Annotated in this window: 24 protein-coding genes; 4 read left to right on the forward strand and 20 right to left on the reverse strand. The window is 62.6% G+C overall.

What is annotated here, in order from left to right; genetic code table 11:
• Positions 1 to 2 precede the first annotated feature (2 nt).
• On the forward strand, positions 3 to 719 hold the full coding sequence (locus tag HW090_RS07520; protein ID WP_179112926.1) for a glycerophosphodiester phosphodiesterase: 717 nt from the start codon (positions 3 to 5) through the stop codon (positions 717 to 719).
• Between the two features lie 213 nt (positions 720 to 932).
• On the opposite strand, the gene sthA is transcribed toward HW090_RS07520, so the two are convergent.
• From sthA to HW090_RS07575, 11 genes are all read right to left on the reverse strand, one after another.
• Positions 933 to 2,327, reverse strand: coding sequence for a Si-specific NAD(P)(+) transhydrogenase (sthA, locus tag HW090_RS07525; protein WP_179112927.1), 1,395 nt, complete (start codon positions 2,325 to 2,327; stop codon positions 933 to 935).
• 161 nt (positions 2,328 to 2,488) lie between these two features.
• On the reverse strand, positions 2,489 to 2,716 hold the full coding sequence (gene nqrM, locus HW090_RS07530) for a (Na+)-NQR maturation NqrM (protein WP_179112928.1): 228 nt from the start codon (positions 2,714 to 2,716) through the stop codon (positions 2,489 to 2,491).
• Positions 2,713 to 3,693 (reverse strand): FAD:protein FMN transferase, encoded by a 981-nt coding sequence (locus HW090_RS07535; protein WP_256930794.1) that lies wholly within the window; start codon positions 3,691 to 3,693, stop codon positions 2,713 to 2,715. The genes nqrM and HW090_RS07535 overlap by 4 nt, the downstream gene beginning before the upstream one ends.
• A gap of 43 nt (positions 3,694 to 3,736) precedes the next feature.
• Positions 3,737 to 4,960, reverse strand: a complete 1,224-nt coding sequence (nqrF, locus tag HW090_RS07540) for an NADH:ubiquinone reductase (Na(+)-transporting) subunit F (protein ID WP_179112929.1) — start codon at positions 4,958 to 4,960, stop codon at positions 3,737 to 3,739.
• An 11-nt stretch (positions 4,961 to 4,971) separates the two neighbouring features.
• Positions 4,972 to 5,580 (reverse strand): NADH:ubiquinone reductase (Na(+)-transporting) subunit E, encoded by a 609-nt coding sequence (gene nqrE / locus HW090_RS07545; protein WP_179112930.1) that lies wholly within the window; start codon positions 5,578 to 5,580, stop codon positions 4,972 to 4,974.
• On the reverse strand, positions 5,580 to 6,248 hold the full coding sequence (locus tag HW090_RS07550) for an NADH:ubiquinone reductase (Na(+)-transporting) subunit D (protein WP_179112931.1): 669 nt from the start codon (positions 6,246 to 6,248) through the stop codon (positions 5,580 to 5,582). Before HW090_RS07550 ends, nqrE begins: the two co-directional genes overlap by 1 nt.
• A gap of 3 nt (positions 6,249 to 6,251) precedes the next feature.
• Positions 6,252 to 7,037: a Na(+)-translocating NADH-quinone reductase subunit C gene (locus HW090_RS07555; protein WP_179112932.1), complete on the reverse strand. Its 786-nt coding sequence runs from the start codon at positions 7,035 to 7,037 to the stop codon at positions 6,252 to 6,254.
• On the reverse strand, positions 7,030 to 8,241 hold the full coding sequence (locus HW090_RS07560) for an NADH:ubiquinone reductase (Na(+)-transporting) subunit B (RefSeq protein ID WP_179112933.1): 1,212 nt from the start codon (positions 8,239 to 8,241) through the stop codon (positions 7,030 to 7,032). Before HW090_RS07560 ends, HW090_RS07555 begins: the two co-directional genes overlap by 8 nt.
• A 3-nt stretch (positions 8,242 to 8,244) precedes the next feature.
• On the reverse strand, positions 8,245 to 9,582 hold the full coding sequence (locus HW090_RS07565; protein ID WP_179112934.1) for a Na(+)-translocating NADH-quinone reductase subunit A: 1,338 nt from the start codon (positions 9,580 to 9,582) through the stop codon (positions 8,245 to 8,247).
• 320 nt (positions 9,583 to 9,902) lie between these two features.
• On the reverse strand, positions 9,903 to 11,354 hold the full coding sequence (locus tag HW090_RS07570; RefSeq protein WP_179112935.1) for a glyceraldehyde-3-phosphate dehydrogenase: 1,452 nt from the start codon (positions 11,352 to 11,354) through the stop codon (positions 9,903 to 9,905).
• A gap of 308 nt (positions 11,355 to 11,662) precedes the next feature.
• Positions 11,663 to 11,866 carry a hypothetical protein gene (locus HW090_RS07575; protein WP_179112936.1) on the reverse strand — a complete coding sequence of 68 codons (204 nt, stop codon included), beginning with the start codon at positions 11,864 to 11,866 and terminating at the stop codon, positions 11,663 to 11,665.
• A gap of 594 nt (positions 11,867 to 12,460) precedes the next feature.
• Here HW090_RS07575 and coaD point away from each other — a divergent pair.
• Entirely contained in the window at positions 12,461 to 12,946 is a 486-nt protein-coding gene (gene coaD, locus HW090_RS07580) for a pantetheine-phosphate adenylyltransferase (RefSeq protein WP_179112937.1), read from the forward strand.
• Positions 12,947 to 13,137: 191 nt separating this feature from the next.
• A complete protein-coding gene (locus HW090_RS07585; protein ID WP_179112938.1) occupies positions 13,138 to 13,386 on the forward strand; it encodes a YfhL family 4Fe-4S dicluster ferredoxin in 249 nt (82 codons plus the stop codon).
• Between the two features lie 140 nt (positions 13,387 to 13,526).
• On the opposite strand, the gene HW090_RS07590 is transcribed toward HW090_RS07585, so the two are convergent.
• The 9 genes from HW090_RS07590 to ribF all read right to left on the reverse strand — a co-directional run bounded on the left by HW090_RS07590 (position 13,527) and on the right by ribF (position 24,345).
• Positions 13,527 to 15,371 carry a Na/Pi cotransporter family protein gene (locus tag HW090_RS07590; protein WP_179112939.1) on the reverse strand — a complete coding sequence of 615 codons (1,845 nt, stop codon included), beginning with the start codon at positions 15,369 to 15,371 and terminating at the stop codon, positions 13,527 to 13,529.
• Positions 15,372 to 15,474: 103 nt separating this feature from the next.
• Positions 15,475 to 16,617 (reverse strand): HPP family protein, encoded by a 1,143-nt coding sequence (locus HW090_RS07595; RefSeq protein WP_179112940.1) that lies wholly within the window; start codon positions 16,615 to 16,617, stop codon positions 15,475 to 15,477.
• Between the two features lie 151 nt (positions 16,618 to 16,768).
• Positions 16,769 to 17,959 (reverse strand): NnrS family protein, encoded by a 1,191-nt coding sequence (locus tag HW090_RS07600; RefSeq protein ID WP_179112941.1) that lies wholly within the window; start codon positions 17,957 to 17,959, stop codon positions 16,769 to 16,771.
• Positions 17,960 to 18,041: 82 nt separating this feature from the next.
• On the reverse strand, positions 18,042 to 18,482 hold the full coding sequence (locus tag HW090_RS07605; RefSeq protein ID WP_179112942.1) for a hypothetical protein: 441 nt from the start codon (positions 18,480 to 18,482) through the stop codon (positions 18,042 to 18,044).
• 98 nt (positions 18,483 to 18,580) lie between these two features.
• A complete protein-coding gene (ispH, locus tag HW090_RS07610) occupies positions 18,581 to 19,525 on the reverse strand; it encodes a 4-hydroxy-3-methylbut-2-enyl diphosphate reductase (protein ID WP_179112943.1) in 945 nt (314 codons plus the stop codon).
• Positions 19,526 to 19,616: 91 nt separating this feature from the next.
• Entirely contained in the window at positions 19,617 to 20,054 is a 438-nt protein-coding gene (locus HW090_RS07615; protein WP_179112944.1) for a peptidylprolyl isomerase, read from the reverse strand.
• Entirely contained in the window at positions 20,051 to 20,566 is a 516-nt protein-coding gene (gene lspA / locus HW090_RS07620) for a signal peptidase II (protein WP_179112945.1), read from the reverse strand. The genes HW090_RS07615 and lspA overlap by 4 nt, the downstream gene beginning before the upstream one ends.
• Positions 20,559 to 23,393, reverse strand: a complete 2,835-nt coding sequence (gene ileS, locus HW090_RS07625) for an isoleucine--tRNA ligase (RefSeq protein WP_179112946.1) — start codon at positions 23,391 to 23,393, stop codon at positions 20,559 to 20,561. Before ileS ends, lspA begins: the two co-directional genes overlap by 8 nt.
• 1 nt (position 23,394) lies before the next feature.
• A complete protein-coding gene (ribF, locus tag HW090_RS07630) occupies positions 23,395 to 24,345 on the reverse strand; it encodes a bifunctional riboflavin kinase/FAD synthetase (protein WP_179112947.1) in 951 nt (316 codons plus the stop codon).
• A gap of 193 nt (positions 24,346 to 24,538) precedes the next feature.
• On the opposite strand from ribF, the gene HW090_RS07635 reads away from it, so the two are divergent.
• The gene (locus HW090_RS07635; RefSeq protein ID WP_179112948.1) at positions 24,539 to 25,549 is read left to right on the forward strand and encodes a DUF3426 domain-containing protein; all 1,011 of its coding nucleotides are present in this window, start codon (positions 24,539 to 24,541) and stop codon (positions 25,547 to 25,549) included.
• Positions 25,550 to 25,750: the final 201 nt, after the last annotated feature.

Here is a 25,750-nt window from a genome sequence, read left to right on the forward strand (position 1 = left end):
TCGTGACCAAGATCTACGGACATCGCGGCGCCAAGGGTGAAACCCCGGAAAACACCCTGGCCAGCTTCCGACAATGCCTGGAGCATGGCGTGACCCGCTGCGAGCTCGACCTGCACCTGTCCCGCGACGGTGAGCTGATGGTGATCCACGACCCCACGCTCAAGCGCACCACCGGGCGCCGGGGCAAGGTCGTGGAGCATGACGCGGACGCGCTCATCACGTATGACGCTCGCCTGGGCGGGCCTGGCTGGAAGCAGCCCTGCCCGATTCCACGCCTGGCCGAGCTGTTCGAGCAGTGCCCGTTCGAACACTGGCAACTGGAGGTCAAGAGCGCTTCACGCACCCGTGCGGCCCGTACCGTGCTGGCGATCCAGGCACTCGCCCAGCGTCACGGCCTGCTGGACAGGATCACCGTCACCTCCAGCTCGCGCGAGGTGCTGCGTGCCTTGATGCGGCTGACGCCGGAAATACCCAGGGGGCTGGTCGCGGAATACACCTGGCTCGACCCGCTGAAGGTCGCCAGGCAGTACGACTGCTCGCTGCTGGCATTGAAATGGACGCTGTGCACCCCTGCACGCTTGGCCAAGGCTCAGCAACAGGGGTTGCATGTATCGGTCTGGACGGTCAACGACCCGGCCCTGATGAAGCGCCTGGCGAGCCTGGGTGTCGACAGCATCATCACCGACTTCCCCGGACTGGCGGTGACGACACTGGGGTAAAGGCAGGCCTGCAAGTAGCCCCTCGTAGGGTGCGCCGTGCGCACCTGTACGGAGAACCGGTGCGCACAGCGCACCCTACGCGTTACCAGTACCTTCCTAGTGGCTTGCAGCTTGCCACCGCGCTCTTGCCACTCGCCTAAAACCCTTCCCGGTTAGGCCATCGCCAGTTGGCGAGGCCGGCTCCGACCGGCTCCGGCCACCGGTCGGAGCCGCTCAAAAAAGCCGGTTGAGCCCGTCGAACGCCGCCACCCGATAGGCCTCGGCCATGGTCGGGTAGTTGAAGGTGTTGTTGATGAAGTACTTGATGGTGTTGGCTTCGCCCGGCTGGTTCATGATCGCCTGGCCGATGTGCACGATCTCCGAGGCCTGGTAGCCGAAGCAGTGCACGCCCAGTACTTCCAGGGTTTCCCGGTGGAAGAGAATCTTCAGCATGCCGGTCTTCTCATGGGCGATCTGCGCCCGCGCCATGCCCTTGAAGAATGCCTTGCCCACTTCGTAGGGGATCTTCGCCTGGGTCAGCTCGCGCTCGTTCTTGCCGATCGAGCTGATCTCCGGGATGGTGTAGATGCCGGTCGGCACGTCGTCGACGAAACGCCAGCTGTCGTTCTCGACGATGCTGCCCGACGCCGAGCGACCCTGGTCGTAGGCGGCGCTGGCCAGGCTCGGCCAGCCGATCACATCGCCGGCGGCATAGATGCTCGGTACTTCGGTACGGTAGTGCTCGTCGACCTGGATCTGGCCACGGCTGTTGGCCTTCAGGCCGACGTTCTGCAGCGCCAGGCGATCGGTGTTGCCGGTACGGCCATTGCACCACAGCAGGGCATCGGCCTTGATCTTCTTGCCGGACTTCAGGTGCAGCACCACACCATGGTCCACCCCTTCGATGCGCTCGTACTCTTCGTTATGGCGAATCAGCACGTTGTTGCTGCGCAGGTGGTAGCTCAGCGCATCGGAGATTTCGTCGTCGAGGAAGCTGAGCAACTGGTCGCGGTTGTCGATCAGGTCGACCAGTACGCCCAGGCCGCTGAAAATGGAGGCGTACTCGCAGCCGATGACACCGGCCCCGTAGATGATCAGGCGACGTGGCGTGTGGCTGAGGTTGAGGATGGTGTCGCTGTCATAGACGCGCGGGTGACTGAAATCGATATCCGCCGGGCGATAGGGGCGCGACCCGGTGGCGATGATGATGTGGTTGGCCACCAGCTTTTCCACCACGCCGTTCAGGCAGACCACGTCGACACTGTGTTCGTCGGCGAAGCTGGCGGTGCCGAAGTAGGTGTCGATGCGGTTGCGGGCGTAGTAGCTGGTGCGCGAGGTGACCTGCTTGCTGATGACCTTCTCGGCGCTCTTCAGTACGTCCGGGAAGGAGAACCAACGCGGCTCGCCGATCTGGCGGAACAGCGGGTTGGTGTTGTACTGCATGATCTGCCGTACGGAGTGGCGCAGGGCCTTGGAGGGGATGGTGCCCAGGTGCGTACTGTTGCCGCCGACCAGGGGGCGGTTGTCCACCACCGCGACCTTGCGACCGGCCTTGACCGCATTCATCGCGGCGCCTTCACCGGCCGGACCGCTTCCCAGTACCACCACGTCGTAGTTGTAGACAGCCATGTATCCCCCTGAAAACGTGACGGCCCCTGCCGTCACGGTAGAACCCTGCGAAAAACCCCGACACCTGCGCCAACCCCCAGTGCAGTGCAACGGTCGAGCAGCGTCCACATGGACAAGAGGAGCCTGAACGTCGCGACCGCACCCGCTACTTTCGTACCGGCTCAGCGCTGCGTTGCATCATAAGCCAGATCGTTGCGCGGGTCGCTGCCGGCAGCGGTGGCTTCTTCGCATTTTTCGCGATCGCCGCCGCAGATCGAGCATTCTTTCTCGATCCCCAGGTTGGCGATGCCACCGCAGGAGCCGGCGATGGGCTTGCGCCCCATGATCACGCCGATCGCCATGCCGAACATGACGAGCAGCATCAATACGAATACCAGTAGCCAGGTCATTGTTCCTCTCCCTTGCCGAACAGCCGGTCGAAGACCTCGCTGCTCTGTGTGGTGAAGCCATCCCCCTCGCGGGTGACGAACAGGGCGGCGATTTCGTGCTGGCGGGCGAACGCAATGCCGCGCTCGGTTCCCAGCACCATCAGGACGGTAGACAAGCCATCGGCCTGCAAGGTCGATGGCGTCAGCACCGTCACCGAGGCCAGCGCATGCTCGATGGGTCGCCCACTGCGCGGGTCGAGGGTATGGGAATAGCGCTTGCCGTCCTGCTCGAAGTAGTTGCGGTAGTCGCCCGAGGTCGAGACTCCGTAGCCGTCCAGCTCGACGATGCGCTGGGCGACCTGCTCGCCCTCGTGTGGCGCCTCGATGGCGATCCGCCAGGGCGAACCATCGGGCTTGCGACCGCCCGCCTTGAGTTCACCGGTGATTTCCACCAGGTAGCTGTGCACGCCGCGCTTCTGCAACCCCTCGATGACCAGGTCGACCGCGAGGCCGGCGGCAATACTGTTGAAATCCACTTCCACCGCCGCGTCCTTGCACAACTGATCGCCATCGATACGCAGGTGCTGGTGGCCGACACGCTGGCGAACTTCGTCGATCCGCGCCTGTGCCGGCACCTGTCCCGGCTCCCCCTTGGGCCCGAAGCCCCAAAGGTCGAGCAGCGGTTCGACGGTCAAGTCCAGCGCACCCTCGCTGTCTCGCGACAGTTGCTCGCCGGTGGCGACCAGGTGCAGGACATCCGCCGGCATCGCCTGGCAACTGCCGGCGGGCAAGGCGTTGAAGCGCGAGATAGCGGAATCGTTGCGGTAGGTCGAAAGCTCCTGATCGAAACGCGCCAGCAGCGCCTCGGTCTCGCGCTGCAACTGCTCTTTCGGCGCCACGGCGGCGCTGTGCACGTACTTGACGGTGTAGGTGCTGCCCATGGTCGGGCCACCGAAGCTTTCCAGGCGCTCCTGCTGCCCGCAGCCCGCCAGGGCCACCAGCAACAGGGGAAGTGCGAAACGGACGAGAGGATGCGCCACGCTAGCCGCCGAAGTCGTCGAGCAGGATGTTCTCCGGCTCCACGCCCAGCTCGAGCAGCATCTTGATCACTGCGGCGTTCATCATCGGCGGACCGCACATGTAGAACTCGCAATCCTCCGGCGCCGGATGGTCCTTGAGGTAGTTCTCGTACAACACGTTGTGGATGAAGCCGGTGTAGCCGCTCCAGTTGTCTTCCGGCTGCGGATCGGACAACGCCAGGTGCCAGCGGAAGTTGTCGTTCTCCGCCTGCAACTGATCATATTCTTCGTTGTAGAAGGCCTCACGCATGGAGCGTGCGCCATACCAGAAGCTCATCTTGCGCGTGGATTTCAGGCGCTTGAGCTGGTCGAAGATGTGCGAGCGCATCGGCGCCATACCAGCACCGCCGCCGATGAAGACCATCTCGGCATCGGTGTCCTTGGCGAAGAACTCGCCGAACGGGCCGTACACGGTAATCTTGTCACCCGGCTTAAGGCTGAACACATAGGACGACATCTGACCCGGCGGCAGATGATCTTTCCCTGGTGGAGGCGAAGCGATACGGATGTTGAACTTGACGATCCCGCGCTCCTCCGGATAGTTGGCCATGGAGTAGGCGCGAATGACTGTATCGTCGACTTTGGAGACGTACTTCCACTGATTGAACCTGTCCCAGTCGCCGCGATACTCCTCCTGAATATCAAAATCCTTGTAGTGCACGGTATGCGGCGGGCATTCGAGCTGCACATAGCCCCCGGCACGGAAGTCGACGCTCTCGCCTTCCGGCAACCTGAGGGTCAGCTCCTTGATGAAAGTGGCGACGTTGGGATTGGACTCCACCGTACATTCCCACTTCTTCACGCCGAAGACTTCCTCCGGCACCTCGATCTTCATGTCCTGCTTGACTGGCGTCTGACAAGACAAACGCCAACCTTCACGAGCCTCACGCTTGGTGAAATGGGCTTCTTCGGTGGAAAGCATCTCGCCACCACCACTTTCGACCACACACTTGCACTGCGCGCAGGTACCGCCGCCACCACAGGCCGACGACAGGAAAATGTCATTCGCCGCCAGGGTCTGCAGCAATTTGCTCCCTGCTGGAACGGTAATGGTGCGCTCACCATTGATTTCAATATTCACGTCACCGCTGGATACAAGGCGTGCACGCGCCATGAGGATCACAGCCACCAGGGCTACGATGACCCCGGTGAACATGGATACAGCCACGATAATTTCAAAAGCCATTCCCTAACCCCTTACAGCTGTACGCCGGAGAACGACATGAAGCCCAACGACATCAAGCCTACCGTGATGAAGGTAAGCCCCAGGCCACGCAGGCCAGCAGGCGGGTCGCTGTACTTGAGCTTCTCGCGAATGGCGGCGAGCAACACGATCGCCAAGGCCCAGGAGGTGCCGGCACCCGCGCCATAGACCACACTCTCGGTGAAGTTGTAGTCACGCTCGACCATGAACAGCGTGCCGCCGAAGATGGCGCAGTGCACGGTGATCAGCGGCAGGAAAATGCCCAGCGCGTTGTAGAGCGCCGGCAGGTATTTATCGAGCACCATCTCCATGATCTGCACGACCGCCGCAATCAGGCCGATATAGCAGATCAGCCCGAGGAAGCTGAGGTCGGTATCAGGAAGGCCGGCCCAGCCCAATGCACCTTCCTTGAGCAGGTAGGTGTAGAGCAGGTTGTTCAGCGGCACCGTGATGATCATCACCACGATGACCGTCAGACCCAGCATCAACGAGGTCTCGACCTTCTTGGAGATAGCCAGGAAGGTACACATGCCGAGGAAGAACGCCAGTGCCATGTTCTCGATGAACACCGCACGAACGAACAGGCTGATGTAGTGTTCCATTAATAGACTTCCTCGTTCTTGACCTGTGGCGCCATGTGAAACTCGACTTTCTCGACCTGATCCTTCTTGTAGCTACGCAGCGCCCAGATGAACAGGCCGATCAGGAAGAATGCCGACGGCGGCAACAACAGCAAACCGTTTGGCTGGTACCAACCACCGTTGTTGACGGTTTGCAGAATCTCAACCCCCAGGAGCGAACCCGAGCCAAACAACTCGCGCACCACCCCCAGGGCAACCAGCATGGCGCTGTAACCCAGACCGTTGCCAATGCCATCGATGAAGGAGGCGACGGGCGGGTTGGACATGGCGAATGCCTCGGCACGCCCCATGACGATGCAGTTGGTGATGATCAGCCCGACGAATACCGAGAGACGCTGACTGAGGCTATAGGCATAGGCCTTGAGGAACTGGTCGACCACGATTACCAGGGACGCGATGATCACCACCTGGGCGATCATGCGGATTGAGCCCGGGATCTGGGTGCGAACCAACGAGATGAAGAAACCCGAAAAACCTGTCACCAATGTCAAGGCGACGGACAGCACCAATGCTGTACTCAGGCTTGAGGTAACCGCCAAGGCCGAACAGATACCGAGAATCTGCAAGCCAATGGGGTTCTTGTTCAAAATCGGGTCGAGCAACAGCTCTTTCATGGTGGGTTTGGACATGGATCAAGCCTCCCCTGCGGCCAGCTTCTTGAGGAACGGACCAAAGCCGTCCTCGCCCAGCCAGAACTGAATCATGTGGGTGACGCCACTGCCGGTCAGTGTCGCACCCGCGATGGCATCGACCTGATAAGGCGCCTGCGGGCTCTCCTGGTTGACACTGCCCTTTATCACTCGCAGAACAGGCTGGCCATCCCGATAGATCTTCTTGCCGACCCAGTGGGCCTGCCAGTTGGGATTGGATATTTCCCCACCCAACCCGGGCGTTTCGCCGTGTTTGTAGAAACCGAGGCCCGCCACGGTATCCAGGCTGGGCTGCAGTGCAACGAAACCATACATGGTCGACCACAGGCCATAGCCACGAACCGGCAGAATCAGGCGCTCGAGCTCACCATTACGCTCGACCAGGTAGACCACCGCGAAGTGTTCCAGTCGACGAATGGAGGCGATGTCCCGATCGGATGGTAGCACCGAGGAAAGAGCAGGTTCCTTGCTGGATTTGTTCTGGTCGAATGTGACCGGGTCATGTGCATCACTGAAATTGCCGGTGCGAAGATCGACCAGGCGCGGTGTGACGCGCTCGGCGAACACGCTGCGAATCTCATCGTTCGACATGCTCGGCTGCCACAACCCTACGACCTCGAGCACCGAACGCTGGCGATCGACCAACGCGTTGTCCTGCTGTTTGCTGCGCAACAACAAGGCCGCCGATGCCACCATGATCGAACACACCAGACACATGACCAACGCGACGAGCAGCGTACGGACGGGTGTTTCCTTTGCTTTAGACATTACGCGCCAGCCTCCGCTTGATATTGGCCTGCACCACATAATGGTCAATCAAGGGCGCACACAGGTTGCCGAACAGGATGGCCAGCATCATGCCCTCAGGGAAGGCCGGGTTGACTACACGAATGACCGTGACCAGCAAGCCGATGATGATGCCGAAAATCCACTTGCCGGTATTGGTCATGGAAGCCGACACCGGGTCCGTGGCCATGAAGATCATGCCGAAGGCGAAGCCGCCGGTGACCAGATGCCAGTACCAGGGCATGGCAAACAGTGAGTTGGTATCCGAACCAATGGCATTGAACAGCGAAGCCGTGGCGATCATGCCGAGCAAAACGCCCGTGACAATGCGCCAGGACGCGATCTTGGTTACCAGCAGGAAGACACCGCCAAGCAGGATGGCCACAGTGCTGGTTTCACCGATCGAGCCGGGCATCATCCCCAGGAACGCCTGGGTCCAGGTAAGGCCACTATCGACCAGGCCCTGCACACCGGAGGCAGCCGCTGTGTTGAGAGCGGTTGCGCCAGCGAAACCATCCACGGAGGTCCAGACTTCCTCACCGGAAATCTGTGCCGGATAGGCGAAAAACAGGAAGGCTCGACCCACCAGCGCCGGGTTGAGGAAGTTCTTTCCGGTACCGCCAAAGATCTCCTTGCCAATCACGACACCGAAACTGATACCCAACGCAACCTGCCACAGAGGAATGCTTGGCGGCAGAATCAGGGCGAACAGCACCGACGTCACGAAGAAGCCTTCGTTCACTTCATGGCGACGGATCGAGGCGAACAGCACCTCCCAGAACCCACCGACGACGAAGGCCGTCAGGTAGATCGGCAGAAAGTAGGCCGCCCCCTGAATGAAGTTGTCCCACACACTGGATGCGTCGAACCCACCCAGCGCACCGACCAGGTCGAAGCGCCAGCCCGCCTGGGCTGCCAGCAACTCCGGACTCTGCGCATAGACCATGTTGGCCTGATAGCCAACGTTCCACATACCGAAAAGCATCGCAGGGAAAGTGCATAGCCAAACGGTGATCATCATGCGCTTGAGATCGATACCGTCGCGTACGTGCGCGGTGGTTCTGGTCACGCTACCTGGGCGATAGAGGAAGGTATCCATCGCCTCATAGAGCGCGTAAAACTTTTCGTACTTGCCGCCCTTTTCAAAGTGATGCTCGATCTTGTCGAGGAATGCACGAATACCCATGGATCAACCCTCCTTCTCGATGCGAGTCAGGTTGTCCCGAAGGATGGGGCCGTACTCATACTTGCCGGCACAGACATAGGTGCACAGAGCCAGGTCTTCTTCGTCCAGCTCCAGGCAGCCCAGTCGCTGGGCCATGTCGGTGTCGCCCACGATCAGTGAACGCAGCAGTTGCGTCGGAAGAATGTCCAGCGGCATCACTTCTTCGTAATTGCCAACCGGGACCATCGCCCGCGGACTGCCATTGGTCGTGGTGGAAAAGGTGAACGACTTGCGTCCAATGAACTTGGACAGAAAGATATTCAGGACGGAGTGCTTCTCCACGCCAGGCCGCAGGTAATGCAGCAGCTCGCGCTCCTTACCCTCACGCAGGCAGGAAACCTGCTGGTGGTAACGTCCCAGGAATGCAAAGGCGCCATGAGCCGTACGCCCACCAAAGACCGAGCCGGAGATCACGCGGTTGAGACCTGGCTGCAGTTCACCCGCAGTCAGCTCATCGAGGTTGGCACCCAGCCGCGAGCGCACCAGGCGTGGCTTCTCGACGACAGGCCCGGCCAGCGCCAGAACCCGCTCGACAGACAAACGCCCGGTCGTGAACAGCAAGCCAATCGCGATGACATCCTGGTAGCCAATGCTCCAGGCCGTCCGCTTGGCGCTGACAGGGTCAAGGAAGTGGATATGCGTACCAGCCAGCCCCGCAGGGTGAGGCCCGGAGAACGTCTCGGTGCGCACATTGCTCAGTGCCTCGCCGGGCAGGCTAGCGCCAGGCGCCTTGCACAGGTACACAAGCGACAGGCGCGCCAACACCTTGAGACCCGCCTCGAACGCTTCGGGGCGCTCCGCGATGACCACACTCGGGTCAGCGGCCAGCGGATGAGTGTCGATTGCCGTGACGAAGATTGCGTGAGGTGTCGAGTCGACCGACGGCACCTTGCTGTACGGCCGAGTGCGCAAGGCAGTCCATAGGCCGGACCGCTGCAGGCTCTCGCGCACATCAGCAACAGCCAGATCGTCTATCTGCTCAACCTCATAGCGAGGGAACGTTTCTTCGTCCTCGCCATCCAGATCGATAACCACGGATTGCAGAACACGCTTTTCACCACGGTGGATGGCGCTGACAGTTCCCGCTCCAGGGGCGGTGAAATGCACGCCTTCCTGCCTTTTGTCGGAAAAAAGCACCTGTCCCAGCTTGACCCGGTCACCCACCTGAACGCTCATGGTCGGTTTCATACCGGGGTAGTCGAAGCCTATGACGGCGACACTGTGTACCGGCCTCCCTTGCTCGATACGTTGCGTCGGCGCACCCGCGATGGGCAAATCCAGCCCACGTCTCAAATTGATCATTGGTCGCCTAACTACTTAATTTAAAAAAGTTTTTGAGTTCAACGGAGCGGTGCAAGAGGCAATGAATCCCCCTGCACCCAGACATGCATATGCGACGTTTTGACGCGAACCCAGAATAAAATCCGGCCAATTATAGAGGCCATATGATCGGGCTGACCACCCAAGTCTTTTCGAGTTATGTCCCAAAGTACCGTCAATCACACCCACCAAGGCATTGATACGTCAGGAAAAAGAAGCGGGCCGCGGGCACGGGGCAAGCGCTGCCCCCCAGAAAGCAGAACGGGAGCCGAAGCTCCCGTTGCGTACTCATGGGCGATGCATCAACGCGGGAAAGCCGGAGGGTTGACACCTGCCATGTCTTCCATGACGCGCACGACCTGGCAGCTGTAGCCGAACTCGTTGTCGTACCAGACGTACAGAACGACCCGGTTGTCACTGCAGATGGTGGCCTCGGCATCGACCACGCCGGCATGGCGCGAACCGACGAAATCTGTTGAAACAACTTCCTGCGAATTGACGAAATCGATCTGCTTGTGCAGCTCGGAGTGCATGGCCACCTGGCGCAGGTACTCGTTGATTTCTTCGCGGCTGGTGGCCTTCTCCAGATTGAGGTTGAGGATGGCCATGGAGACGTTCGGCGTCGGCACGCGAATGGCGTTGCCAGTCAGCTTGCCCTTGAGCACCGGCAGGGCCTTGGCGGCAGCGGTGGCGGCACCGGTCTCGGTGATGACCATGTTCAACGCGGCGCTACGACCACGACGACTGCCCTTGTGGAAGTTGTCGATCAGGTTCTGGTCGTTGGTGTAGGAGTGCACGGTCTCGACGTGACCGTTGACGATGCCGTACTGGTCATTGACGGCCTTGAGCACCGGCACGATGGCGTTGGTGGTGCAGGACGCGGCGGAAATGATCTTGTCATCGTCGCTGATGTCCTGGTGGTTGATGCCATGCACGATGTTCTTCAGTTCGCCCTTGCCCGGCGCGGTCAGCACCACGCGAGACACGCCCGGGCACTTCAGGTGTTGGCTCAGGCCTTCGGCATCGCGCCATTTACCGGTGTTGTCCACCAGCAGCGCGTTCTCGATACCGTACTGGGTGTAGTCCACCGAGGCCGGATCGTTCGAATAGATCACCTGGATCAGGCTGCCGTTGGCCGTGATGGTGTTGTTCTCTTCGTCGACGACGATGGTGCCGTCGAACGGACCGTGCACGGAGTCACGGCGCAACAGGCTGGCGCGCTTGGCCAGGTCGTTGTCGGCACCCTTGCGCACGACGATGGCACGCAGGCGCAGGCCGTCGCCGCCACCGGTCTTCTCGATCAGGATGCGCGCCAGCAGACGACCGATACGACCGAAACCGTAGAGCACGACATCGGTACCCTTGCGGGCGCCGGAAACGTTGCGCTTGCCGGTGATGTCGGCCAGTTCGTCACGCACGAACTGTTCGAGGCTGCGACCTTCGCCCTGCTCCTTGAACTTGCCGACCAGCTTGCCGAGATCGATGGAGGCAGCGCCCAGGTTCAGCTCGCTCATGGTCTTGAGCGTCTGGTAGGTCTCATGGACCGACAGCTCGGACTCGTCGGCCTGGCGGTGGCGCGCGAAGCGGTGTGCCTTGAGAATGGCGATCACCGAACGGTTGATAAGGCCACGACCGAAAATGGAAGTCACCACATTGTTGTTGCGATACAGCTGGCCAATCAGCGGAATCATCGCTTCGGCAAGAGCTTCTCGATCGATCCATTCACCAAGACACTGGTCGGGCTTCTGAGTCACGGGCTGTTCCTTCCAACATGTAGGGGCTTAGAAAAGGGGCTACATTATGCCGACGCGCCCCGGCTCCGGCAATGCACGCCGGTCATCGGCGCGAACAGCAAGCCCCCCCCACACGGTCGCCCGGCCTGCAGCACGAGGCCATGGCCTCTGGCATAGCGCCCTGGCGTGAACCTCCTCTTCGGCAATGGCTACAGAACCAGAGCAGTCACACAGCACTGCTCGACCAGGGCAGGCGCCTGGAAGATAGGGCGGGAAACAGGCCCGGGATGCACAGGCACCCACGGGCCAACCGGGTAAAGGATGGAACTTCAGGGGGTTGGCTCCTCGCCATCGGCATTTTCACGCGCCACGGCTGCGGACAGCGCAGCGATCACCTCACAGGCAACCGCACGCTGCTGCAACGGCAGATCGAGAAAGGCGTCGATGACGTCTTTTTCCTGAAGGTACAGGTCGTCCTCCGGACGGACGGTGGGCTCGGTTATCGGTTTGATTGTCGTGTCTCCATTCAGCACAAACCCTGTGGATCAAGGCAGAACCACCCATGGGCCTGATGTTCATCGGTGCCTGCACATGCCCTGCTCACCCGCTCGAACGGCATCGGGTTGCCGCTCGCGCCGGCTGCCTGACGGCACGCAGACGTATCACTCCTTCGATGACATACGGGAACCGGATGCCACCCGTATATTAATCACTAATTAATTATTTTATGTAAGATACGATTAGATAAAAATTCACTTTTTATAGAAACAAACACTTTAATAAGCAAGGGAGTCCATATGGATAGGGACCGGGAATACAGGCGCCGCAGCCGGGCGCTGGACTGGCAGACGATGGAAGCGCTCGACCGACTGATTGCACAAGTGCGCAACCCCATGGCACGCAAGCGACTCGAGCAGCAAAGAGCTCGTATACAGGCTCGCCTGAAAGAATTCTGAGAACCCGTTCACACTTTGGTGAATCCACCCAACCTCGATCATCAGGCTCTGGCATGCGGCATCCCGGCCCAGTGGATGACCCGGGCCCCGACTCGCCCCGCCATTGCCGCTTTACGCTGCCGGGATCCAGCCGCTACCATCCACACCCCACGCATGCGTCAGGACGCCTTGATGAATCGAGTGTTGTATCCGGGGACTTTCGATCCCATGACCCTGGGCCACGGTGACCTGGTCGAGCGCGCCGCACGCCTGTTCGACGAGGTGATCATCGCCGTCGCGGCGAACCCGCGGAAAAACCCGCTGTTCTCCCTGGAGAAGCGCGTGGAACTGGCACAGGCCGTGACGCAGCACATGCCCAACGTCAAGGTCGTGGGTTTCTCCACGCTGCTGGCGCATTTCGTCAAGGAACAGCAGGCCAACTGCTTTCTGCGCGGATTGCGAGCGGTCTCGGATTTCGAGTACGAATTCCAGTTGGCCAACATGAACCGCCAGCTCGCGCCAGATGTGGAAAGCCTGTTCCTGACGCCTTCGGAGAAGTATTCGTTCATTTCCTCGACGCTGGTGCGCGAGATCGCGGCGCTGGGCGGGGACATTTCCAACTTCGTCCACCCGGCGGTGGCCGAGGCGCTGAACGAGCGCTTCCCGCAGAACCGCTGAGCAAACGCCCGCGATCCGCTCTGCCATGCCGTATGGCATGGCGTCCCCGTGCACATTCCGGCACAATTCGCCGAGCCGAACACTGACCGAAATACGATGCCCTGGCCACTGCGGTCCGCCGGGGCTTCGTCACTGCCGAAAACGGCCATGACGAAGCCTCCCACCGCCCAAGCCAACGGCAGGAGCTACCCATGTCCCTGATCATCACCGACGATTGCATCAATTGCGATGTGTGCGAGCCGGAGTGCCCGAACAACGCGATTTCCCAGGGAGAGGAAATCTACGTCATCGACCCGAAGCTGTGCACCGAGTGCGTCGGCCACTATGACGAGCCCCAGTGCCAGCAGGTCTGCCCTGTAGACTGCATCCCGCTCGACGCCAACAACGTCGAGAGCAAGGACCAGTTGATGCAGAAGTACCGGAAGATCACCGGTAAATAGCGGCAAGCTCAATCACTGACCCTGCCAGGCTTTTCCCTGGAACCTGCCCTCGATCGTTCGAGCCGACACTGCCTGAGCCTATGCCGGGCGCTCCCATGCGCAAAAGCGGGTGTGCGCGGCACACCCTACGGCTGTACTTCCTACACCTGCACGATCACCGGACCATCATCATCCCCGCCCAGTTGGCGCAGTTGCCGCGTCAGTTCATGGCCTTCGCCGAGCATCAGCGCATTGCGCAGGCTCTGGATGATACGGCTGGCGTAGCCCAGGTCGTTCATCAGCGAACTGGTCTGCAACCCATCGATATCGCCCACCCGCACGGCATCGAACAGACGCTTGCGGAAGGCCGCGTCGAAGCTCGCGGCGTGTTCGTCCAGCCATTGCAGGCGGTCCCGCCACAGTTCGTCGGGCAGGTCCGAGTGGTTCAGGCTGCGAATCTCGCGCAATGCTTCCAGCAGGTGACGGCGCAGTTCCACGTAGGCCACACGGATCGGCGACTCCTCGTTGCGCAAATGCTGGCCCAGGTTCTTCTGCAGGTGCTTGGCATCCTTGACCGCATCCACCAGTTGCAGCGCCGCCACCTGGCAGCGCATCCAGAAGTCCTGGTGCTCTTCGTCCAGGGTCACGTCCAGCCGCCCCATGAAGGTCAGCAGGTCGCCATAGACACCCTTGATATGGCGCTGGTAGAGACGCTCGGCGTCCAGCGACTGTGGATCGGGACGCGCCTTCATCAGCACCGGGTCGGGCTTGCCCTGCTGCAACAGTTGCTCTACCGGCAGGAAGATCGCATGGCAGATCACCTCCACGCTCAAGCGCTCCAGGTGTTGCAGTTCCTGCGCCACCGCACTGGCGGCGGCATCGGCCGAGTCCAGCGCCCGCTCGTTGAGGTAGCGCGCGCGGGTACGTGGCTCCTGATCGTCGTCATGGGTCAGTTCGGTGATCAGCACCACCGGCTCCTGACGGTCGGGCAGCAGGCGCTCCAGCAGACGAACCAACTGCGGCTGCCAGGGCCAGAACAAGAGGACGCCCATGCCATTGAACAGGGTATGGAACAGCGCCAGTTGGATCAGCGCATTGTCGCCGAGGCCGAACGGCTCGACCAGCCAGGTCACCAGCCAGGTCAGGGGTGACAGCAACAGCATGGCCAGCAAGGCGGTCAGCACGTTGAACAGCACATGCGCCAGGGCCAGTCGCTGCCCGCTGCGGTTGCCGCCGAGAGAGCCGACAAAGGCAGTGGTGACGCTGCTGCCGACGTTGGAGCCGATGGCGATGGCCAGGCTCTGCCACAGCTCGACCTGTCCACCGGCCAAAGCCGCCAGGGTCAGCATCAGGGCCGCATGGCTCGATTGCAGCACCACCGTGATCAGCAGGCCGACGCTGAAGAACAGCAACTGCCCGTAGAAGCCTTCGATATTCCGCCCGGTCATGTCGAAGCCATCACCGAAACTGGAGAAACCGTCCTTGATCTGGTCGATACCGAGGAAGATGAACGCAATACCCAGCACGATGCGCCCAGCCGCCTTGCCCTTAGGCCCGGTGAAACTGGCCAGTACACCGAACACCAGCAACGGCAGCGCCAACGGACTCAGGCTGAGGTTCTGCCCGGCCAGGGCCAGCAACCAGATACCGCTGGTGGCGCCCAGGTTGGCGCCGAACAGGATGGCCACGCCGCCCGCGAGCTGGATCAGCCCGGTGCTGATAAAGGCGATGGTCAACAAGGACACCAGGGTGCTCGATTGCAACAGCATGGTGCCGCCGATACCGAACAGCAGCCCCTTGAACGGGGTCGAGGTGCTGCGCGCCAGTATCTGTTCGAGCTTGCCGCCCGCCAGGTCGCGCAGGCCTTCTTCCAGGCACTGCATGCCGAACAGGAACAGCGCCAGACCGGCACACAACTGCAACCATCCGGGGCTGGACCAGAAGGACCAGGACAGCAGCAGGACGCCCACCAGCGGCAGGAGAATCTTCAGGTACTTGTTATTCAAGGCGAAGGCTTCATCGAATTGAAAAAAATGAAGCCTACGCTACTCGGTCGCGTGCCGGAAGACGGCGCATAGCCATTGGCCACTTCTCGCCTGCCGGTGCATTTCAGACGGTAGGCGTCGCCAGCAACCAGTTGCGATACAGCGCCGCGATCAGGTCCGTCTGGGTCAGCATACCGACCAGCACCCCATCCGCATCGGTCACGGGCAGGCAATGCAGGCCATCGTCGCAGAGCAGGGTGACCAGTTCGACCATGTGCGTGTCCTCGCGCACCGACACCACCGGCGCCGTCATCACCGAACGCAGCTTGGTGCCGCGCAGGTAGCGGAGCTGACCGAAGCTCAGGCGCCCCGGCCCCGGCTGGAAGTGCTTGAGCAGGTCCACCAGGGTGACGATACCCACCAGCCTGCCACTGCCCTCCTCGACCACCGGCATGGCCCTCAGCCGATGCTCCTTGAGCTGATGCCAGGTCTCGTCGATAAAGGTATTCGGTGTGCCCCGGACCACGTCCCGCGACATGATCTCCCCGGCCAGCACTTCGCCCATGCTGCGCCGCAGCGCATGCTTCTCCGTCTGGCGGATCAGCCGGGCCAGGTCCTCCCGCGTCACCGCGACATGACTGCCGAACTCATCGAGCGCCCGCTCGATATCGTCCTGGCTCAGGGTGTTGCGCTCGGAGGGCAGCGGATCGGCGGTCTGGTGCGGGTGCTTGCGTCCAGGCCAGGCGCGCGGATAGGCATGCCCGGTGAGGTTGTTGTAGAGCAACGCCAGCACCACCAGCAGCACGGAATTGAACAGCACCGTATAGGCCAGCTCGAAGCCGACCTGCTGGGCCTGGGCACTGCTGACCCCGGACACCAGCACCAGCGCGCCACCCGGCGGGTGCAGGCAGCGGAAGCCGAACTGCCCGAGCAACGTCAGGCTGATCGCCAGGAACGCCGACAGGATCGGCGACAGACCGCTATGCCACAGGGTCTCGCCGATCAGCGTGGCCAGCACGCTGCCCGCCACCACCGACCAGGGCTGGGAAAAGGTACTGGAGGGCACGCAAAACAGCACCACCGCCGACGCCCCCGCCGGCGCGATGACCAGCAACGCCACATTCAGGCCGAACAGCCAGCTTCCCAGCACCAGCACCAGCGCCGTGCTCAATGCCGCGCCGCACGCGGCACGCAGCCACTCGCACGGGTGCGCGGTCTGGGCATCGGGGATAAAGGATCGGAACCAGTCGATCAGGGCTGTCGGCATACAGAAGGCCGCTCCGGGCAAAGACGCAGGGACGCCCGGATACGGCAGAATGTCGCACGGGCCAAGGCCTGCGCATTGTCGGCAAGGGACAAAGACAACTCAAATAAATACTTTTTGCCTTTCAGTGCATTTTATTTGATATGAAGCCAATCTACCCCGGATGCCCATCCACCCTCGCCCGCCACAGGATCGGCGCATAGCGCCAGGCGAAGATCGCGAACGCCAGCGCCCACAGCAGTGCCGCCAACCACAAGCTGGCGTGGGGCCAAGGCACATAGAAAAACACCCGGACGACGCCCCCCAGGTTGAGCAAGGCAAAAGCCAGGGCTACCCCGTCCGGCAGTTCCAGTGAGCGCCCGGTGTGCCCAAGGCTGACACGCGCGATCATCGCCAGGATCAACCCGGCCATTCCGCCCACGGTCAGCGCATGCAAGGCCAGGCTGGCGTTGTGCAGGATGCCGAAATGCCAGAGCCCCATGCCCAGGCAGGCCAGCGCCAACCAGGCCATCGCCAGGTGCAGCGACCACAGCAAGGGTACGCGCCAGAGGCCGGTGTCATGCCAGCGCCACAGCCGCACGCAATGACCAAGACCGATCCCCAGCAGCAATACGCCCAGCGGCAGAGAGGGCGCGAGGGCAACACCGAACGCATGCAGCAACGCGACCAGCGCCGTGGCGATCAGCAACGCCAGGTCCAGCCAGACCCAGGGCTGCACCGCCTCGGTGCGCCCCAGGCCGCGCTGGGTGAAGAAAGGAATGACGCGTCCGCCGATCATGCCCATCAGTGCCGCCACCAGCCAGATACCCGCCAGCACCGCCTGGCGTTGCACACCATCGTCACCCCAGGCCAGTCCACACAGGCTCAGGGCATCGGCACCGGCCAGCAGGCTCAAAACGATCACGAGCGGGTAGTTGCGCTTCTGCCGCACAGCCCACAGCAAACGCGCCATCGCCCCGGCCAGCACGATGGGGAAGGCCATCTCCAGCGGAATCAACACCAGCGGCGACAGCCCCAGCAGCCAACCCAACCGAGCCGCCAGCCACAAGGCCGCCAGTAGCATCAGACTGCGACCCGACAGGCTGGGCCGGCCCGTCCAGGTCTGCACGGCGGTCAGCAGGAAACCGGCGACGATGGCCATGGCGAAGCCGAACAGCATTTCATGCCGGTGCCAGGCCAGCCATCCGCCCGCGGGCTGCCAGCCCTGCCAGACGCCCGTCCAGGCAATCACCCACAAGGGAATCGCCAGCAGCGCATACAGGCTGCCGGCCAGGAAGAAGGGACGAAACGCCAGGCGCCAGATGGGCGCGATGGCCAGCGCCTTGCGCCGGTCGATGACTTGCACTGCTGCCTCCGGAGGACGACGTCGTTATGCCTGCCGTTCTACAGCAACGGGCAGGCGGGCGTACTTGATCGGAATCAGGTTCCTACCAGTGCACGAAGAACATCGCCTTGGCCAGCACCACGATGACCAGCATCTGCGCCAGCACCAGCGCATGCAGCCGGCGATAGAGGACCGGTGTCATCGCCCCGCGCCGCAACAGCACGGCCACCAGGCCGAATGACAGGAAGACCAGCAGCGCCAGCAGGATTTTCAGGCTCAGCAAGGTCGCGAAGCTGCTGGCGAACGGTTGCGCCAACACCTCCCGATGGTGCCAGGCCAGACCCAGGCCTGCGCCATAGACCAACAGCACCACGGCATGCAGCACCTGCCGCGAACGCTTGCCGACGGCCTGGCTCAGTTCGCTGGAAAAGGCGCCGGGCAAGGCGACCCGGACCCGGTCGAGGATCGCCACCTCGTAGAACAGCGCCCCGATGAAGCCGATGGCGCCCAGCAGGTGCAGCAGATGCAACAGGGAATAACTCATTGTGGGGTTCCGCATTGGACACTGGAAACAGCCGCGTGGATGAGGAAAAAATCCCGCCACGCGCTTCCGTCCAGCTTATAGCCTGAGCCTGCGGCCACCTATATGGCCTTGAGTCGCAGCTCCTTGGGCATGGAGAAGGTGACGTTCTCCGGGCGGCCGTCCAGTTCGGAGGAGTCGGTCGCACCCCAGGCGCGCAATTGCTCGATCACCCCTTTCACCAGCACCTCGGGCGCCGAAGCCCCGGCGGTGATGCCGATGCGCTGGATGTTCTCGAACCATTCGCGGCGCAGGTCTTCGGCACCGTCGATCAGGTAGGCCGGCGTGGCCATGCGCTCGGCCAGCTCGCGCAGGCGGTTGGAGTTGGAACTGTTGGGGCTGCCCACCACCAGCACCACGTCACACTCGTCGGCCAATTGCTTGACCGCGTCCTGCCGATTCTGCGTGGCGTAGCAGATATCGTCCTTGCGCGGCCCACCGATGTTGGGAAAGCGCTGGCGCAGGGCATCGATGACACGGCTGGTGTCATCCATCGACAACGTGGTCTGGGTCACGAACGCCAGCGAATCAGGGTCACGCACCTTGAGACTGGCGACATCCTCTTCATCCTCGACCAGGTAGATGGCACCGCCGTTGCGCGTGTCGTACTGGCCCATGGTGCCTTCCACCTCGGGGTGGCCATGGTGACCGATGAGGATGCATTCGCGCCCGTCGCGGCTGTACTTGGTGACTTCCAGGTGCACCTTGGTCACCAGCGGGCAGGTCGCGTCGAACACCTTGAGACCGCGCCTGTCGGCCTCTTGGCGCACGGCCTGGGACACGCCATGGGCGCTGAAGATGACGATGAAATTGTCCGGTACCTGGTCCAGCTCCTCGACGAAGATGGCACCACGCGCACGCAGGTCTTCCACCACGAACTTGTTGTGCACCACCTCATGGCGTACGTAGATCGGCGGCCCGAACACTTCCAGGGCGCGGTTGACGATCTCGATGGCGCGGTCGACGCCGGCACAGAAGCCGCGAGGATTGGCGAGTTTGATTTGCATGGCGGGTATCTGCACGCGAAAAGACGGGAAAGAGTGTAACGCAGCGCGAGGCTGATGCATGCGAGGCGCGACGCACGCGCCCCGTGCAGGTTCAGGCGGGCTGTACGTCGAAGATTTCCACGTCGAACGTCAGCGGCTTGCCGGCCAGCGGATGGTTGAAGTCGATGGTCACCCGTTGCTCGTCGAATGCCTTGACCACACCGGGCAGCTCGGTGTTGGCGGCATCGTTGAAGATCACCAGCAGGCCTTCGGACAGTTCCATGCCGTCGAACTGGCTGCGCGGCATGACCTGCACGTTCTGCGGGTTGTGCTGGCCGAAACCGTCCTGCTCCTCGATCTGCAAGGTGCAGCGGTCGCCGGCCTTGAGGCCGAAGAGCTTCTGTTCGAAGCCCGGCAGCAAGTTGCCGTCGCCAACCTTGAAGGTGGCGGGCTTCTTGTCGAAGGTACTGTCGACCAGTTCGCCGTTGGCCAGACTCAGGGAAAAATGCAGCGTGACCTGTGTGTCCGGGCCGATGCGTTGCTCTGTCATACCGATTCTCCGCTCTTGTTGCCCTTGAACATGTCCAGCGCCAGCATCACGGCGCCAACGGTGATGGCACTGTCGGCCAGGTTGAACGCCGGGAAGTACCAGCGGTTCTGCCAATGCACCAGGATGAAATCGACCACGTGGCCCAGCACCATGCGGTCGTACAGGTTGCCGATGGCACCGCCCAGCACCAGTGCCAGGGCGATCGCCACCCAGGTCTCGCCGGGCTTGAGGCGCTTGAGCCAGACCACCAGCACCGCGCTCACGCCAATCGCGATCAGCGCGAACAGCCAGCGCTGCCAGCCCGAATGGTCGGCCAGGAAGCTGAAGGCGGCGCCGGTGTTATAGGCCAGGGTCCAGCTGAAATAGCCGGGGATCACCTCGATGCGCTGGTACAACGTCAGCGCACCTTCGAACCAGTGCTTGCTCACCTGGTCCAGCAGCAGCACCAGGGCGCTGAGCCAGAGCCAGGCGAGCTTGCCGAAACGGCCAGGCGTCTTCTGCAGATCAGGCATAGTGACGCTCCTCGCCGGCGCCTTCGATATTGTCTACGCAGCGGCCACAGATCTCCGGGTGCGCCGGGTTGCTGCCGACGTCCGGCAGGTGGTGCCAGCAACGGCCGCACTTGGCGTGCTCGGTCTTGCGTACCGTCAGCTTGAGGCCGGACAGTTCGCTGACCACCGCGTCGGCCGGAGCACCGGCCAGCGGCGCCAGTTGCACCGCCGAGGTGATCAGCACGAAGCGCAGTTCGTTGCCCAGGCGCGCCAGGTCGGTGGACAGGCTGTCCTCGGCATACAGGGTGACTTCGGCCTGCAGGTTGCCACCGATGGTCTTGGCCGCGCGCTGGTTCTCCAGCTCCTTGTTCACCGCCGCCTTGACCGCCATCACGCGATCCCAGAAGGCACGGTCCAGCTCGGCGTCGGCCGGCAGCTCGCTCAGGCCCTGGTACCAGGTGTTGAGCATCACCGACTCATTACGCTCGCCTGGCAGGTACTGCCAGATTTCGTCGGCGGTGAAGCTGAGGATCGGCGCGATCCAGCGCACCAGCGCTTCGGCGATATGGTAGAGCGCGGTCTGGCAGGAACGCCGCGGCAGGCTGTCGGCGCCGGTGGTGTACTGGCGGTCCTTGATGATGTCGAGGTAGAAGCCGCCCAGTTCCTGCACGCAGAAGTTGTGCACCTTCTGGTAGACGTTGAGGAAACGGTAGCTGTCGTAGGCTTCTTCGATCTCGCGCTGCAACAGCAGGGTGCGGTCGATGGCCCAGCGGTCCAGGGCAATCAACTGGTCATCCGCCAGCAGGTGTTGTGCCGGGTCGAAGCCGCTGAGGTTGGAGAGCAGGAAGCGCGCGGTGTTGCGGATACGCCGGTAGGCATCGGAGCTGCGCTGGAGAATCTGCTCGGACACCGCCATCTCGCCGGAGTAGTCGGTGGACGCCACCCACAGGCGCAGCACGTCGGCGCCCAGGCTGTCGATCACCTTCTGCGGCGCGATCACGTTACCCAGCGACTTGGACTGCTTGCGGCCCTGCTCGTCGACGGTGAAGCCGTGGGTCAGCAGTTGCTTGTAGGGGGCGTGGCCGTCGATGGCGCAGCCGGTCAGCAACGACGAGTGGAACCAGCCACGGTGCTGGTCGGAGCCTTCCAGATAGAGGTCGGCGACCGGGCCGCTGGCATGTCCCAGGCCGGCATGGGAGCCGCGCAGCACATGCCAGTGGGTGGTGCCGGAGTCGAACCAGACGTCCAGGGTGTCGCGGCTCTTGTCATAGTCCGCAGCCTCGTCGCCCAGCAGCTCGGCGGCGTCCAGCTTGAACCAGGCCTCGATACCTTCCTGCTCGACGCGCTGGGCGACCGCCTCCATCAACTCGGCGGTACGCGGGTGCAACTCGCCGCTTGCCTTGTGGGTGAAGAAGGGAATCGGCACGCCCCAGTTACGCTGGCGCGAGATGCACCAGTCCGGACGGCCGGCGATCATGCTGTGCAGGCGCGCCTGGCCCCAGGCCGGGACGAAGGCGGTCTCGTCGATGGCGGCCAGCGAGCGCTCGCGCAGGGTCGCGCCCTGGTTCGGCTGCTTGTCCATGCCGACGAACCACTGGGCGGTGGCGCGGTAGACCAGCGGTGTCTTGTGGCGCCAGCAGTGCATGTAGCTGTGGTTGATCACTTCATGCTTGAGCAGCGCACCGACTTCATCCAGCTTGGCGACGATGTCCGGGTTGGCCTTCCAGATGAACTGGCCGCCGAACAGCGGCAGTGACTCGGCATAGACACCGTTGCTCTGCACCGGGTTGAGGATGTCGTCGTTGTGCATGCCGTATTGCTTGCAGGTACGGAAGTCGTCCTCACCATAGGCCGGCGCCGAGTGGACGATACCGGTTCCAGCGCCCAGCTCGACGTACTCGGCCAGGTAGACCGGCGACAGGCGTTCGTAGAACGGGTGGCGGAAGTTGATCAGTTCCAGTGCCGTGCCCGGCGCACGGGCAACGATCTCGCCCTGCAGGCCATAGCGTTGCAGGCTGCTCTCGACCAGCTCCTCGGCCAGCAGCAGCAGGCGCTCGCCAGTGTCCACCAGCGCATAGGTGAACTCGGGGTGCACATTGAGCGCCTGGTTGGCCGGAATGGTCCAGGGCGTGGTGGTCCAGATGACGATGGCGGTCGGCTTGCCCAGGCTGGCCAGGCCGAAGGCGGCGGCCAGCTTGTCGGCATCCTCGACCGGGAAGGCCACGTCGATGGCGTCGGATTTCTTGTCCTGGTACTCCACCTCGGCCTCGGCCAACGCCGAACCGCAGTCGAAACAGAAGTTGACCGGCTTCAGGCCCTTGAACACGAAGCCGTTGTCGACCATGCGCGCCAGGGCGCGGATTTCACCGGCCTCGTTGGCGAAGTTCATAGTCAGGTAGGGGTTGTCCCACTCGCCCAGCACACCCAGGCGCACGAATCCGGCCTTCTGCTCGGCGACCTGTTCGGCGGCATAGGTGCGGCAACGCTCGCGGGTCAGGTCAGCGGGCTGGTTCTTGCCGAAGGTGGTTTCCACCTTGTGCTCGATCGGCAGGCCATGGCAGTCCCAGCCCGGCACATAGGGGGCGTCATAGCCGCTCAGGGACTTGGAACGGGTGATGATGTCCTTGAGGATCTTGTTCAGCGCATGGCCGATATGGATGCTGCCGTTGGCGTAGGGCGGGCCGTCGTGCAGGACGAATTTCGGACGACCCTCGCCGATCTCGCGCAGTTTCCGGTACAGGTCAATGCTGTTCCAGCGCTGCAGAATCTCCGGCTCGCGCTGTGGCAGACCGGCCTTCATCGGAAACGCCGTGGACGGCAGATTGAGGGTCGCTTTGTAATCGGTCATTTCAGTCCTGACTCATGGTGAAAGGTGACGCCGCCCAGTACTCACGGGCCGCGGCGATGTCGGCGGCGATGGCCGACCTGAGTGCATCCAGCGAAACGAAGCGCTGCTCATCGCGCAGCTTGTGGTGGAACACCACCGTCAATCGGCGCCCGTACAGGTCACCGGAAAAGTCCAGCAGATGTACCTCTAGATGGGCACTTCCGTCACCGGCCACGCTGGGCCGCACGCCGATATTGGCCACGCCCGGCCACGCCCGGCCTTGCAGCTCGACGCTGACCATGTACACCCCGCTCAGCGGCACCCGGCAGCGCTTGAGTTGGATATTGGCGGTCGGCGCATCCAGTTGCCGGCCCAGCTTCTGGCCATGCAGCACGCGGCCGGTGATCTGGAACGGTCGGCCGAGCAGTTGTTCGGCCTGGGCGAAATCCCCCGCCGCCAGCGCCTCGCGCACCCGCGTGCTACTGACACGCACCCCGTCGATCAGCACCGTGTGCGCCGCCTCGACGGTAAAGCCTTCGCGCTGCGCCGCCTCGGCGAGAAAGGCAAAATCCCCGGCGCGGTCGCAACCGAAGCGGAAGTCGTCGCCAACCTCGAGGTGCCGAACACCCAGGCCATCGACCAGCACCTTCTGCACGAACTCGGCGGCGCTCAATTCCCGCAAGCGGCGATTGAACGCCAGGCACAACACCCTGTCCACACCGGCGGCGGTCAGCCATTCGAGCTTGTCGCGCAACCGTGACAATCGCGCCGGCGCTGCCTGAGGTGCGAAGAACTCTCGCGGCTGCGGCTCGAAGATCACCACGCAACTGGGCACTCCCAGCTCCAACGCACGCTCGCGCAGACGCGCCAGGATAGCCTGATGCCCACGATGAACGCCGTCGAAATTACCGATGGTGGCGACACAGTCCCGGTGTTCGGGCCGCAGATTTTGAAGACCTCGAACCAGCTGCATGGCGCGCTTCTTGATCATAAAGTGGCCGATTATACGCACACCCGCCGCCCGACAACAGGCTGGAACTGGCCGGAAATACAGGTGCATATGATCGAAACATATAAAGGAAGGACACTGGCCGGCCAGTGGGCCTGGGGTGGCGCGCACCCGCCGCACCCCATAGACTAGCGGGCAATTTCCACCGGATACCCGCATGAGCAGCTTCATCACCCAGTGCCCCCACTGCCAGACCCGCTTTCGCCTGAGCGATGCCCAACTGGGCGTCGCCCGGGGCCTGGTCCGTTGCGGAGCCTGCATGGAGCTGTTCAACGCCAAGCACAGCCTGCAACCGGATACGCCGCCAGCGGACGAACAACCGTCCACACCACTGGATACGGAACGCGCAGCACTCGACACCGTGACGTCCAGTGAACCACCCGCGCCCGCCGCGCTGGACCTGGACAACCTCGATCTGGACGAAGAGCTGGCCAAACTCCAGGCCGAGGAACAGCAACAACCCGAGCCCCAGGACGAACCCCTGCCCAGCGAGCCAACCGCCCCGCTGGAGCCGGCAGTCGAAACGGAACCCGACGACACCCGCCAGGAACCGACGCTGGTCGCAGCAACGGAAGAAGAGCCACCCGCTCCGCCGCCTGCCAACGAGCAACCCGCCGCCACCCGCACCAGCCGTGTCGAACTTGAAGACGATCCGCTGCAGCTCGACTGGCGCAAGCCCCGCAAACCCTGGGGCCGCTGGCTGCTCTGGGGCACGCTGAACCTGTTGGCGCTGCTGGCCCTGGCCGGGCAGTACGTGGTCTACAACTTCGAGGAACTGGCCCGTCAGGAACAGTACCGCCCCTGGCTGGAGCGCCTGTGCCCGGAACTTGGCTGCGAAGTGCCGAGCCGCGTCGATATCGGCCAGATAAAGAGCAGCAACCTGGTGGTGCGCAGCCACCCGGAATTCACCTCGGCACTGGTGGTGGATGCCATCCTGTATAACCGTGCCGACTTTCCCCAGCCCTTCCCGCTGCTGGAAATCCGCTTCGCCGACCTGAATGGCACCCTGCTCGCCAGCAGGACCTTCAAGCCCGGCGAATACCTGGCCGGCGAGCTGGCCGGGCAGACTGAAATGCCCTCCCAGGTCCCGATCCATATCGCCCTGGACATCCTCGACCCCGGCGCCAATGCCGTGAACTACAGCCTGCACTTCCACTCGCCGGAGTGACACGCACCCCAGACTACGCCAGGGCAACCGCATAAGGTCGCCATACCTGCTCATACGAGCAGACCATTCGGACATCCATGGCTTTTACCCCCTCTCCCGCCTGCGGGAGAGGGCTGGGGAGAGGGCAAAAAACGCAAGAACCCTTTCCCCGGCTCCTCCCCCCATGAATGGAAGAGGGAAGAAATGCTTCATGCGATTGCC

Source organism: Pseudomonas sp. ABC1 (assembly GCF_013395055.1).
Taxonomy (GTDB): Bacteria; Pseudomonadota; Gammaproteobacteria; order Pseudomonadales; family Pseudomonadaceae; genus Stutzerimonas.

What these genes read in the sequence shown, in the direction of transcription:
- HW090_RS07555 (WP_179112932.1), bottom strand. Translation starts at nt 7,037, where the DNA reads ATGTCTAAAGCAAAGGAAACACCCGTCCGTACGCTGCTCGTCGCGTTG.
- nqrM (WP_179112928.1), bottom strand. Translation starts at nt 2,716, where the DNA reads ATGACCTGGCTACTGGTATTCGTATTGATGCTGCTCGTCATGTTCGGC.
- HW090_RS07615 (WP_179112944.1), bottom strand. Translation starts at nt 20,054, where the DNA reads ATGACAGAGCAACGCATCGGCCCGGACACACAGGTCACGCTGCATTTT.
- HW090_RS07635 (WP_179112948.1), top strand. Translation starts at nt 24,539, where the DNA reads ATGAGCAGCTTCATCACCCAGTGCCCCCACTGCCAGACCCGCTTTCGC.
- HW090_RS07565 (WP_179112934.1), bottom strand. Translation starts at nt 9,582, where the DNA reads ATGATCAATTTGAGACGTGGGCTGGATTTGCCCATCGCGGGTGCGCCG.
- HW090_RS07585 (WP_179112938.1), top strand. Translation starts at nt 13,138, where the DNA reads ATGTCCCTGATCATCACCGACGATTGCATCAATTGCGATGTGTGCGAG.
- sthA (WP_179112927.1), bottom strand. Translation starts at nt 2,327, where the DNA reads ATGGCTGTCTACAACTACGACGTGGTGGTACTGGGAAGCGGTCCGGCC.
- ribF (WP_179112947.1), bottom strand. Translation starts at nt 24,345, where the DNA reads ATGCAGCTGGTTCGAGGTCTTCAAAATCTGCGGCCCGAACACCGGGAC.
- HW090_RS07605 (WP_179112942.1), bottom strand. Translation starts at nt 18,482, where the DNA reads ATGAGTTATTCCCTGTTGCATCTGCTGCACCTGCTGGGCGCCATCGGC.
- nqrF (WP_179112929.1), bottom strand. Translation starts at nt 4,960, where the DNA reads ATGGCTTTTGAAATTATCGTGGCTGTATCCATGTTCACCGGGGTCATC.
- ileS (WP_179112946.1), bottom strand. Translation starts at nt 23,393, where the DNA reads ATGACCGATTACAAAGCGACCCTCAATCTGCCGTCCACGGCGTTTCCG.
- HW090_RS07550 (WP_179112931.1), bottom strand. Translation starts at nt 6,248, where the DNA reads ATGTCCAAACCCACCATGAAAGAGCTGTTGCTCGACCCGATTTTGAAC.
- coaD (WP_179112937.1), top strand. Translation starts at nt 12,461, where the DNA reads ATGAATCGAGTGTTGTATCCGGGGACTTTCGATCCCATGACCCTGGGC.
- ispH (WP_179112943.1), bottom strand. Translation starts at nt 19,525, where the DNA reads ATGCAAATCAAACTCGCCAATCCTCGCGGCTTCTGTGCCGGCGTCGAC.
- HW090_RS07560 (WP_179112933.1), bottom strand. Translation starts at nt 8,241, where the DNA reads ATGGGTATTCGTGCATTCCTCGACAAGATCGAGCATCACTTTGAAAAG.
- lspA (WP_179112945.1), bottom strand. Translation starts at nt 20,566, where the DNA reads ATGCCTGATCTGCAGAAGACGCCTGGCCGTTTCGGCAAGCTCGCCTGG.
- nqrE (WP_179112930.1), bottom strand. Translation starts at nt 5,580, where the DNA reads ATGGAACACTACATCAGCCTGTTCGTTCGTGCGGTGTTCATCGAGAAC.
- HW090_RS07595 (WP_179112940.1), bottom strand. Translation starts at nt 16,617, where the DNA reads ATGCCGACAGCCCTGATCGACTGGTTCCGATCCTTTATCCCCGATGCC.